Source organism: Vibrio sp. 14N.309.X.WAT.E.F5, assembly GCF_030397615.1.
GTDB classification, from domain to species: Bacteria; Pseudomonadota; Gammaproteobacteria; order Enterobacterales; family Vibrionaceae; genus Vibrio; species Vibrio lentus.
Window position 1 is genome coordinate 41,434 of sequence record NZ_JAPNXR010000015.1, and the last position, 12,134, is coordinate 53,567.

Annotated in this window: 10 protein-coding genes; 5 read left to right on the plus strand and 5 right to left on the minus strand. The window is 43.7% G+C overall.

The features are described 5' to 3' along the window. Positions 1-115: 115 nt before the first annotated feature. Positions 116-2,899 carry a copper-translocating P-type ATPase gene (locus OW495_RS16105; RefSeq protein ID WP_289887419.1) on the plus strand — a complete coding sequence of 928 codons (2,784 nt, stop codon included), beginning with the start codon at positions 116-118 and terminating at the stop codon, positions 2,897-2,899. After that, the gene (locus tag OW495_RS16110; protein ID WP_041472752.1) at positions 2,889-3,329 is read left to right on the plus strand and encodes a DUF411 domain-containing protein; all 441 of its coding nucleotides are present in this window, start codon (positions 2,889-2,891) and stop codon (positions 3,327-3,329) included. The genes OW495_RS16105 and OW495_RS16110 overlap by 11 nt, the downstream gene beginning before the upstream one ends. Positions 3,330-3,566: 237 nt before the next feature. Here the strand turns inward: OW495_RS16110 and OW495_RS16115 are convergent, their stop codons facing one another. Both OW495_RS16115 and OW495_RS16120 read right to left on the minus strand, forming a co-directional pair. After that, positions 3,567-4,280, minus strand: a complete 714-nt coding sequence (locus OW495_RS16115; protein ID WP_048615708.1) for an oligogalacturonate-specific porin KdgM family protein — start codon at positions 4,278-4,280, stop codon at positions 3,567-3,569. A 536-nt stretch (positions 4,281-4,816) separates the two neighbouring features. Beyond that, a complete protein-coding gene (locus OW495_RS16120) occupies positions 4,817-7,471 on the minus strand; it encodes a beta-N-acetylhexosaminidase (RefSeq protein ID WP_102514079.1) in 2,655 nt (884 codons plus the stop codon). A 405-nt stretch (positions 7,472-7,876) separates the two neighbouring features. Here OW495_RS16120 and OW495_RS16125 point away from each other — a divergent pair, with 405 nt between their 5' ends. Beyond that, a complete protein-coding gene (locus tag OW495_RS16125) occupies positions 7,877-8,764 on the plus strand; it encodes a TraB/GumN family protein (RefSeq protein ID WP_289887421.1) in 888 nt (295 codons plus the stop codon). A gap of 121 nt (positions 8,765-8,885) precedes the next feature. Further along, complete coding sequence (locus tag OW495_RS16130) at positions 8,886-9,308, plus strand: hypothetical protein (RefSeq protein WP_102514081.1); 423 nt, start codon at positions 8,886-8,888, stop codon at positions 9,306-9,308. 81 nt (positions 9,309-9,389) lie between these two features. Here the strand turns inward: OW495_RS16130 and OW495_RS16135 are convergent, their stop codons facing one another. The 3 genes from OW495_RS16135 to OW495_RS16145 are packed head-to-tail and all read right to left on the minus strand — an operon-like array spanning position 9,390 to position 11,140. Beyond that, entirely contained in the window at positions 9,390-10,226 is an 837-nt protein-coding gene (locus tag OW495_RS16135; RefSeq protein WP_017110170.1) for a CsgG/HfaB family protein, read from the minus strand. Positions 10,227-10,242: 16 nt separating this feature from the next. Then, positions 10,243-10,653, minus strand: a complete 411-nt coding sequence (locus OW495_RS16140; protein ID WP_017110171.1) for a curli assembly protein CsgF — start codon at positions 10,651-10,653, stop codon at positions 10,243-10,245. Between the two features lie 10 nt (positions 10,654-10,663). Further along, entirely contained in the window at positions 10,664-11,140 is a 477-nt protein-coding gene (locus tag OW495_RS16145; protein WP_065104935.1) for a curli production assembly/transport protein CsgE, read from the minus strand. 311 nt (positions 11,141-11,451) lie between these two features. Between OW495_RS16145 and OW495_RS16150 the strand changes: the two genes are divergently transcribed. Continuing rightward, complete coding sequence (locus OW495_RS16150) at positions 11,452-12,066, plus strand: curlin subunit CsgB (RefSeq protein WP_226974776.1); 615 nt, start codon at positions 11,452-11,454, stop codon at positions 12,064-12,066. Positions 12,067-12,134 lie beyond the last annotated feature (68 nt).

Sequence of the window (12,134 nt, forward strand, 5' to 3'; positions counted from 1 at the left end):
ATAGCCACGCTTTTCTTTAACTCCCGCTTATTTCATCAACGTACCCCACCCATTCATATGCCACTAAGATCAAATTCTTGAATTTATGTTTGACCTTACCCTTACGGGAAGGTTTATGTTAGGCGTAGATGAGAATTGGAGTATCGATATGAACCATTACACAACCGCGCTCAACGGCCTAAATTGCATGGGTTGTGCGAAGAAAGTTCGCACACTGTTTGGCGAACTCGACAATACGACGATCAATGATATATCGCCGACATACATCGATATTTCGACTCCAATTAATTACGTTCTACTCAGTGAACAGTTGGCGACGCTTGGTTATAGCATGGGCAATAAGCTGCACCTTTCGTTATCCGGTCTTAGCTGCGGTAAGTGCGTGAGCAAGCTGACTCAAGCACTTGAACAAACCGAGCAAATCTCAGAGCTAGAAATCAGCAAACATGAATTGTCATTGGTTACTCTGCTTTCAGAATCCGAGCTTATTGAGTTGATCGAAAGCGTAGGTTATCACGCGGCTTCCTACTCTGAGGTTAATGAGCCTTTATCTAATTCAGATTCAGAAGACGATAAAAAAACAGCGCCAGTGGAGCCGACACCAAATAAACCTGCTGCTAGCCAATATACCTATCACCTTGTTCTTGAGGGAATGACGTGTGCGAGTTGTGTTTCTTCGGTAGAGAAAGCGTTGAAAAAGAATGAGTTCGTCGACCAAGCTCAGATCAACCTCGCTGAACAGACAGCCTTAGTCTTCACCTCTAAAACACGAGACGTCATCGAAAGCGCGCTAATAGAATCCGTAAAAACCGCAGGGTATGGTGCAGAGTTCGTTGATGACGCGGCGACTCAACAACAAAAACAGCAAGAGCAACAACTTCGTACCCAAAAAGCTTTCCTAAAGAATTCAGTAAGCGCGCTGCTTATCGGTGCTCCACTGATGGCGTGGGGTCTGTTTGGTGGCAGCATGACCATTGCTACATTTAACGACCAATTGGCTTGGGGTTTAATCGGTGTTGTCTGTTTGGTACTGCTAGCGACTTCAGGACGCAGCTTCTTCACTAACGCTTGGCAATCACTGATGCACAAACGCGCAACGATGGATACGCTAGTAGCTTTAGGCACTGGCGCCGCGTGGTTCTACTCAATGCTGGTTGTGCTAATTCCATCATGGTTCCCAGAACCATCGCGCCATGTCTATTTTGAAGCGAGCGCCATGATTGTTGGCCTTATCTCTTTGGGTCACTACATTGAAGCCAAAGCCAAAGCACGCACCACTAAGTCTTTGCAGGCGCTGATAAACTTACAGCCTCAAAAAGCGGTGGTTATCGTCGATGGCAAAGAGCAAACCATCGCTGTAGAAGCCATTCAAGTCGGTATGCAAGTTCGAGTGAAACCGGGAGAAAAAGTCCCTGTCGATGGTGTCGTGGTATCTGGCGAATCTTATATCGATGAGTCAATGCTGACTGGCGAACCGCTTCCTAACGTTAAATCGATTAATGATGGCGTTTCAGCAGGCACCATTAATGGTGATGGCAGCCTGATCATTGAAGCGACCGGCATAGGCTCAAGCACCATGTTGGCTCGAATCATTCAGATGGTTCGCCAAGCACAAAGCAGCAAGCCTGCGATTGCTAAGCTCGCTGATTCGATCTCTGCCGTTTTCGTCCCTGTTGTGGTCGCGATCGCAGCAACTGCTGCCTTAGTTTGGTTTTTTGTTGGCCCACAACCGAGTGCCAGTTATATGCTCGTGGTATCAACCACAGTGCTGATCATCGCCTGCCCATGCGCATTAGGCTTAGCGACACCACTCTCAATTACTGTCGGCGTTGGCAAAGCAGCAGAGTTTGGGGTTCTGATCAAAGATGCCGATGTACTGCAATCTGCAAGCAAAATCGATGCTGTCGTGTTTGATAAAACAGGCACCCTAACTCAAGGTAAGCCAACCGTTCAGCAAGCCTTTTATGACGATTTATCAGAGCAAGAACTGCTGGCTTACGCCTATTCGGTAGAGGTAGGGTCAGAACACCCGCTAGCGAAAGCCGTTTGCCAATATGCAGAGAACTTACAAGTTTCAGCGCTACCTCATAGCGAGTTCGAAAACCAACGTGGGCTTGGAGTACAAGCAATAATTAACGGCAAGAACGTTCAAGTAGGCTCTCTTAAGTACCTCACCCAACTCGGCATCAATACAGACATTGGCGCCGACTTTATCGAGCTTTGTCGTACACAAGCATGGACACCCATCTTCGTTGTAATCGATCAAAAACTGGAAGGCATATTTGGCATTTCAGACGCATTAAAAATAGATAGCAAACAAGCCATTGCTCAACTAAAATCCGCCGGAATTCACACCGTGCTATTAACGGGCGACAACGATTCTGTTGCTCAAGCAATAGGTAAAAGCGTCGGTATCGATGAGGTTATCTCGGAAGTACTACCAGAGCAGAAAGCTCAACACATTGTTCAACTGCAACAGCAATATAAGAGTGTTGCCATGGTCGGAGACGGTATTAACGACGCGCCTGCACTTGCTCAAGCAGATATAGGCATAGCAATGGGTAGCGGCAGCGATGTGGCGATTGAAAGTGCGCAAATGACACTACTCAACTCGTCGCCATTATCGGTCAGTAACGCGATTGAGCTTTCCCAAGCGACTGTGAGAAACATGAAACAAAACCTCTTTGGTGCCTTTATCTATAATTCACTTGGTATTCCAATTGCGGCTGGTGTGCTCTATCCATTTTTCGGGTTTCTGCTTAGCCCTGTCGTTGCAGGCGCTGCGATGGCGATGTCATCAATCACCGTAGTCAGCAATGCCAACAGATTAAGACTGTTCAAACCCACTCATTCTAATATCAACAAAAACCATATTCATGAGGTTAACCATGATTCGTAAAGTTATGACTCTTACTGCACTCGCTGCAATTTCAGGACAAGCTCTCGCTACTGATGTTCTCAACCATAAGTCTCCATACTGTGGCTGCTGCACAGAATGGACAGAACACATGCAAGACGCAGGTTTCGATGTCACAGAGAAGCTCCACGATGACATGAATCCTATCAAGCAGAAGTTAGGAGTAACGCCAGAGCTGGCTTCTTGCCATACGGCAGAGATCGACGGTTACGTATTTGAAGGGCACATTCCAGCGGAGGACGTGAAAGCCTTTTTAGAAAACCCACCACGCAATGCGATTGGCTTGGCGGTTCCAGGCATGCCAATGGGCTCGCCAGGCATGGAGTATGGCGATAAGAAAGACGAGTATTCTGTTTATGCGTTTAACGAGAAAGGTCAGGTGTTTGAATACCGTCATTACAACGGGAAATAGGGCGTAAATAGACCTGCGAACAGCAATAAAAATAGAGCCTAGCATTAAGCAAACCCAAGACTGTGGTTTACTTGCTAGGCTCTTTGCTTTTGGACAGTAAAGCAAATCTTGTCGCGGCACCAACCGGGCTGTTAGTGCCGCTATGTTCCCCTCGCTAATTAGCTAAGAAGTTATTCAACAAAAAAGCTATTTAACAAAGAAGCTCACTCGGCTAACTAAACAGCCAAGTGAATCAGCTTAGAAGCCGTAAGAAGCACCGAATACGAATGCGTTGTTCTGCTTAGAAGCACCGTTTGCGAAATCTACACCGTTAGCTTGGCTACGGAACTCAAAGTAAGGTTGAACACCTTGACGAGTCCATGTTGCACGTAGCTCGTGGTCCATCGCTTCTGCATCAATCATGTATACGTTGTTGTAGCTAAGTGCTAGGTCAGCATTCACTGTGTAAGCAATGCGGTTATCCATGCGGTAGTCTGTGTCAGCATTAGCCGAAGTATCATCGATGTGTGCACGAGTACGGTTGCTGATAGAGATACCGTTATCGAAGTTGTAACCAATCTTAACTAGTGGACGGAACTGAATGCTCTCACCCGCAGAGAATAGGTGTTGGTAACCAGCTGCAACCCATAATTTGTCAGTAATGTTGAAAGATTGCTCACCACCGACAGTGATGCCCGGAGTATTGTTACCTGTTGTTGGTGCACCACCAGTTTCAGCGGAAGTCAGGCCTTCAAGCTCACCCAGTTGGATGCCATCAAACTCAGAGTAAACCGTGAAGCCGCCTAGAGAGTTGTCAAACGTGTGACCAGCTTCTAACGTAGAAGTCATATCAGAACCGTGGATACGGCCGTCATCGTGAATTTGGATGTTACCTGTTACGTAAGAAGAACCAGCGAAAGCACTAGAAGCGAAAGCAAGAGAAAGAGCACTTAGAGCGATAATTTTTTTCATAGTAAACTGCCTTAGTTTGATTTTTTCAGCGGCATATCTTCGGTATATCATTCACCTTCACCGCTTGAGTAGTTGGTAGCCTCCCTGGCATGAAATCTATGTTGCTCGAATTAATTTGCGTTTCAAAATAAAAGAACAAGCAGAGTGATCTCTCTCACTATCAAAAAAGAACAAGTTATTTAACACATTAAAATCAGATACTTAAAAACATAAAAATTGATAAAAAACTCAAGACGCAAAAACATACAGATCAAGATCACATTATTTTACGACGCAAAATTAGATTCAGTTAGTTCAATCACATTTGATTTAGAGTTTTTTATAGGAGACTTATTTTTTGAAGAGAATAATGAGAAGCCCGTCACTTTTGCGACGAAACTCACCTTATGTGCATTGTTGACGATATAAACAAAGACGGTTTCTATATGTTTCTGTTTAAGAGAAAGACTTAACTCGCCTTAAACAAAAAGAGCTCCCACTTTTTACCTTGAGTAAGATAATAACGAGGGAGCTCTTCTATTAATGTTGCTTATCAATTATTTAATTGACGTTACTCGACTTACTTTCTCGCCACTTTCAGAGATAGAGCGGATGTAAGTTTCGCCTGAAACCGAAGGACGTTGTTGCTCATCGTACGTTAACCAGTTTTCACCATCAGCAGAGTATTGCAGCTCTACGCCTGGGAATTGTACGTTCATCGCTAGCTTGCCATCAACAACCTGAGCGCCCGGTACTGGTAGGCGATAATCAATGCCAGCTTTCTCAAGCTTAGCCAGTTCACGTTGACCAACAATATTCGCGAAGCGATTAAAGTCGCTGTTTAAAGACTGCTTATTTACTAGGTCGGTATCTTGAGAGTATTCAACGCCCACTTTGTAGTCGTTTTCCCAATCCGCTCTGTGCCATGCGCGCTCTGCTGCTGCAAGTACGCGAGGGAACACCATGTATTCATACTGCTCGTCGGTACGTACTGTTTCAGACCAAAGCTGTGCAGACAAGCCGTAGAAAGGTTTTGCTTCAATCTCGCCTTTACCAGTGAAGCCATTGCCGTCACGGTCTAATGATGTTTCCGCGTTTTGTGGCATGTTTTCTGGTGCGAAGCCAAACATCTTACGAGTATCCGTTGCGCGCGTTGCCCAGTAGTAACCGCGCTCTGCTGCGTCTACTTCGTATGGCATATCCATGTATACGTAATCTGGGTTAGAGACAATCACGTCATAACCTTTCGCTGACCAATCGTACACTGATGAAGTGCCGCCCCAGTAAAGAACGTCCCAGAAGTTAACGCGAGTCGTTTCAGTAGCGAAGCCAGATTCACCCTCTTCCACATACTTCAAGCCATCTTGCCAAGCTTGGAAGTGAGGAATGCCTTTGTCTGCAACAATTTTTGATACTTCTTTTGCAAAGTAGCCAGGCAGGTGACCAAAATCACTCACCGAACCATCAGCAATCAAAGACTGACATTGTGGAGACTGTTGGAATGGTTTGTCTTGCTTGTCTAGCTCAATGTTACCTTTCCATGCCACTTTGTCTTGAGCATCAACATCTTGAAAGCCTGCGCCTAGCTTGATGTTTTTCGCTTCATCACCACCAAAGTGCCAAGTCGTTAGCGGCATACCCGCTTCATTGTGCATTGCTGCAATTTCAGTAATCACTTTATCAACAAAGCGAGTCGATGATTCCATACATGGGTTGATGAAGCTGTGCTTATCGTAGAACTGAATAGTCGTCACGTTTGAAGTATCTTGTGGATCCATCAAGCGATATTCACTTGCTTCAGCTTCTTTGCCTTCCGCCATTAGGCGAGTGTAACGCGCTTCCATTGATACCACAGCAGAACGAGCATGTGCTGGCATATCAATTTCTGGAATTACTTCGATGCTGCGCGCTTTTGCGTAGCTTAAGATCTCGACGTAATCCGCTTTACTAAAGAAACCAGAGCCAAAGTTGTCTGTTGTTGGACCTGAACCTAGCTGAGGCAGTAAACAGCTTTGCTCTTCCAAATCAAAACAACGATTAGACCCTACATCCGTTAGCTCTGGTAAACCTGGGATTTCTAAACGCCAACCTTCATCATCCGTTAAGTGAAGGTGCAGTTTATTCATCTTGTATGCAGCCATTTGGTCTAGCGTTGCTAGGATGGCATCTTTTGAGTGGAAGTTTCGAGCAACATCCACCATCACACCACGGTAATCAAAGCGTGGTGCATCTTTGATCGACAGTTGTGGTAGTGATTCAGCGTTCTGACTGTCTATTAGGCCAAAAATAGACTGAACGGCGTAGAAAGCACCTGTTTTATCAAACGCTTTAATCGCAATCCCCTCTTCCGAGATGCTTAGTTCATAAGCGCCAGATTTTGCTAAATCACCCGTAAACTGAGTAGGAACAACGGCAACACTAACAGGTAGGTCGCCACTCACATCTACGTTTACCACATCTGCACGTTCTTCAATTGCAGCGAACTGCTCAGCATCAAATGCCTCTTTCGGTAATGCAATACCACCAGCAATGCTCACTGAACCTTCGCCCGCTTCTACCAACATTGGGGTTGGTAAAAGCGTTGTTGAAACGTCTTGCGTTGCTAGATCAGCATTCTTTTCAAAGCGAGTAACCGCGGTTGCCATGACATTGTTGTCATCAGGTGTACGCTTAAGGTTGTTTCCTTCCAAACCTGTTACGAACGACGCGACATCTTCAGTATTCAATGAAGCAATCATCTTAGGTTCTGCGTTTGGCGCAGTTACGAATGCACCCGGCATAAAGTCAGTTTCAAACAGTTGCCAGTACTCACTCGTTAACGGAAGAATCACTTCTTCACCAGCGGCAAAACCATCGAACTTATCTGTAGGTTCTAGTTTGTGTAGGTCACCCGTTACACGAGTGATTTTAAATTGCTCGTTATCAACATCTAAAATAAGGCGAATACTGTGGAAGTAGATAGTCCAATCTTTCGAATCAATCGCTTCACCGTCATTGGTTAGGGTCATGTTCACTTTATTACATGATGCCCACTCAGCACCTAGATCCTGACAAGCCATGCCTTCATTCGCACCGTGATTGGTTAGAATTTCATATTGCACATCAAGGTTATCAGCCAGTGCATTAACAACCTGTTGCTCAGGTGCTTGCGTTACAGCACAACCCGTCAAACCAGCCAGTACCGCTACAGATAGTAAGTTTCTCTTCAACATCGTATTCACCCATAAATTTAAAAATTGAGTCAGAAGCTAAGTGGAGCGCTTCGAAAGTTAGATAAACTATATGGGCTTATTTTTTACCGTGAATTAAATCAAGTTAATAAAGTGATCAGCTTCAAATCTCAAAATTTGCGATAAAATTAATTACATAAAAATCATTAAGTTAGGATCGACGGCACTTCCGTCAGTTTTATTTTGACGTAAAAATTGAGAAATGAATCACAATCTTTTTAACGGATTTCATAAAATCGTGTCGTTCGCAGAGAGAAAAGTTTTAGAGTTTGCTCGTGTTGTTATACTTTTCGTATAAACAACGTGACATCGTTCTCAAAAAAAACCGTTAAAAAACGCCGTCAAAACCCTTTTTAACGAGTTTATTTCTTTCTAAAGGAGCTCTCTTTGCGCACTTTCTTGTACCTTACGTTACTCACTCTCGCCTTTTCAGCAAAGCAAGCGGTCGCCGAACCCCTTTATTGGCAAGCAAAGAAAGAGGATTTGACCCTCACTATCTTAGGTTCTGTGCACGTTGGGGATGAGAGTATGTACCCGCTTCCCGCACAGATCACTGACACGTTAAAACAGAGCGACGGATTAATTGTCGAGACGGATATAAGAAAGACAGAAGGCGTGGTGTATCCCACGACCACAGTGACCACGGGTGATGTATTAAACAAACAACAAAAACAATTATTAACGAGCATCTCAAAGTCTCTAGATATGCCAACTCAGCAACTACTTAGCTCACCGCCTTGGGCAACCTCTCTATCGATACAGATGCAGCAGTTGAAGAAACTTGGCTACGGTTCGGCTGGCGGTGTTGATGCCACACTCGCTTATAAAGCAACAATTGCGGATGTTCCCGTCATCAGTTTAGAGGCTCTACAATTTCAAATAGACCTCATCGCAGGACAAAAAGATGCCGGTAAAGAGTGGCTAGTCAGTAGCCTTGAAGAATTTGACCAAACTGATCGTGTGGTTCATTGCCTCATTGAGAGCTGGAAAGCGGGTGATGTAGCGAAGCTTGAAGAGTTTGCGAAACTGTCTGAAATGCCAACAGAGCTTGAGAAAGCATTCTTGACGGATCGCAACGTCGATTGGGCAAACAAACTCTCCGCCAATGATTGGAAACTTGACTCGAAAGGGAACTACTTGCTGGTCGTCGGTACTTTACACCTGATTGGCGAAGGTAACCTTTTGCAGTTATTAGAAGAGAAAGGTTTCAATGTCACTCAACAATCACAAAGCCAACAAGCCCAGTGTCAATTCGAGGTTAACGAAGACAGCTAGCTCAATTCGATGCCATGACTTTCTCATAATATAACCATTACCTAATAACCGAATCATTACATTTAATCGCCCCATAACGGTGCTATTATCTTTCGCTCTTTTTATATACGGTGTTGTTCTCATGAAACCAGTGCTCTTCGCTTTACCTTTAGCCCTCGCGACCCTGATGCCCACGGCAGCGTCTGCCAAAGAAACTTGTACGATCGAACAATTCCAACCAATAGACATTCAGCCTGATACAAAAGGCGGCGTGCTAGATAAAGAAAGCGGACAGTTTCTGATTACTGAGAAGCCACCCATGCGATGTGCAAGTATTACGTTCACGACGTCTACAACACGCAACCGTATCGCAAGCCAAATGAATAGTAATTTTGAAGCAAGCTTTTACGATGGCAAGACGGGTAACTCTCACTCGGTGACTTTTAACGAAGATGAAGTACAAGCAGGTTACATTCGAATTGGTCCAAATAACCCTGTTGAGGCGTATGTTTGCTTTGTTACCTCAGAGACGCCAATCAAGAGCATCACTTGTGATGTGAAATAGAACATTTGAGTGGTTAAAAAAACAGGGCTAAGGGAAAAGTCCGTTTTCCGCATAGCCCTATTTTGCTGCTTACTCGTTTGACTAAAGGATGTCGGTATCTGCCGCTAAATAGCGGGCGATAATTGGATGTCTGATTGCATTGGGGTCACCTGGCGACCACATTCCACGCTTCATCCCTTTAACGATCAAGTGGATCACAGCCGCATCTATAGCCGACATGACTGCTATGTTAACTGGTTCATTGTGGCTATAACCCATTTCAACTTCGAGTAACTCTTTGTAATCAACAAATCGAAAAGCACCGAAGCCAATTTCATGTGAGGAAATGGTTTTGGATGTCGTAACGCTCAGCAAAACTTGCCCTGTTCTTACATCAACGGCTCTTAAGTTAACCGTCACTTGATCGGTTCTATACTGCCCTGAGCCACCAATGCCAAGATACTTCGCACCAGCCCCACCTGTAACAATATTAGAGTCATAAGCAACAATACCGCCTTCAATAACTATATTCGCAGAGCTCAACGATGTTAAGTCGGCTCCATGATTGTTCACTACCTTATCTTTTTTCTGAGCAGCACGAATGATCTTACGTTCCGTCAACAAGTTCTGGAGCCCTTCACGCTCTAGAGGAACAAACCACTGGGAATCTATCAATGCCGTAGTCAGTAAAGACGTTCCACCCTGTGGTACCGCTGTAGAAAAGTTACTGTTTGGCTGAGGTTTATACTGTCCCGTTTGATCTCTAAAATCATAAACCGAAACAAGTATTTTACCGCGAGGCTGAGGTAATGAGATCAAGTCCGTATAAGTTGATCCTCTCGGCATCAACTTTGGCGTTTCAGAAGTCTCTGGAATTTGCATAGAGTAAGTGCACCCTCCCAACACAAAGGTCAAGAAGACGATAATGATCGATTTCATAACACAATCCTTGTGATTAGAGGTCGGGGTTTAATCCAGAGACACTGATTTCTGTTGATTCCCCTGTCTCTTTATCGACGATTTGAACCAACAAAGTCCCTGAGTCATCCACAATATTGAGGAAAAAATCATCAGTTTCTAACTGCCCTGTGTTTCCATTACCTACATCGGCAAGTAATTGGCTAATCAGTCGAGACTCTAAACTTGAAGCTAGTCGATCTAATGCAGACTCTTGTTCATCAAAAATATCCCTAGCGCTAGGGTCTTCAAAATCATTGATGGCATTAGCGTGATTAAAAAGGTGAGAGCTGTTTAAAGCATTACCGCCAAAACTTGGGTTTACGGGCGTATAAACTAACTCGCTCGAGTAAACCGAAGGCGAAGCGAGCAATGCAATAAGCGCAGCCTTTCTGAAAAATATCGACATCCTTGGCTCCTTAAAATTCATCATGGTCTAGATCGTAAGTGTCCTGAAAGATCCGTTCCGCTTGCCATCGGATAATGTAATTCCCAACCACTCGTGTTGCATCGGCAGCGCGTTCTTTCGCTTGTCTACGACCAGGGGACAACGCCGTACGGAAGATCGGCTTTCTAGAGTGTTGAACCTCTATGATGCTTCCTGATAACGCCGTTGGCCTTTCTTTTACCGTCAAATTTTCCTTAAGGTCGGGATAACTATCATTGAGCGATTGTGAGAAGAAAAAATAGAAATCCTCTCCCAACCGCGTAATGGTTCTGTCCACAATGATTCCATCGACTTCGCTGAAGTCATTGAATTTTTCCTTAAGATTATTTGTCGAATCCTCAAGTTTTTGTCCATTTTCTAAAGGAGCAGCACTTTCAAGACCATGACTCTTTTCTCCTGCGTTAAGAGCAAAGGAAAGCAGAGTTACTGTAAGCAGCTTGATTTTCATATGTGCTCCCATTCAAAGTCCGTTTACAAAATGAGAATGTGATTCGTTGAAACTGAATAAAGCGTAATTCATGCTTACAGTGGCATATATAAACTTTCGAATTAATTACTGAAGGGAATTGATTAACTAAGGTTGGCAGGAATCGATCAAATACTAATTAAATTTCATATGAACAACTAAATATTTTCAACTTTAAGTTTATAGCTGTTCGTAATTTGAAAGCCTAGGATTTCGATAAGACAGAGGTTCACTCACTCCCTTACGCAATTTATTTTCGTAGGGATCATAATCACGAACACTTTAAGGTAAAGATGATGGTAATTGGGAAAGCATCACTTATCAGCTTAACTTGTTTATATTTTTTATCAGGAGGTTTTAATAGTGCTATCGCATCAGATAGAGAAGGGAATTTTTTACATAATGTTAGTCAGGATATCATTAATGATTATAACGATTTGGAAAGTTTTTCTTCTGGAGATTTAGATAATTATTCAGAAATAAATATATCTAATGCTTCTGATTCAACAGCAATAATAAAACAACGCAGTCCTGGTATTACCGCGAACAACAGAGCGAAGATAACACAACGCGGAGGCTCGAATTCCGCATTTATAGATCAATCTGGGCGAAATAATACGGCCTTGATCGATCAAGATGGTTCAAATAACTATGCTGCCATTGGTCAGCTCGGAATAAATTCTGAAGCGCTTATTTCCCAAGATGGAAGTAATAATTTGGCAGTTATTGGACAAGCTAATTTCTCTAGGCACGGCAGTAAATTAAGTATCGATCAACAAGGTAACAATAATACTGCATTTATGGCTGGATCCAGAGGAAGTAATTTAGGAATTTCTCAAGACGGCAATGACTTTGCTTTAGTAAAAGCATCTAGCTCGATGAGAATTCACATCAATCAAGCAAATTAGCGCGCAGTATGGAAGCTTGATTCAAGTTGCTTCTCTGTGAAGCAACAACAACGTCGACATGGAAATGT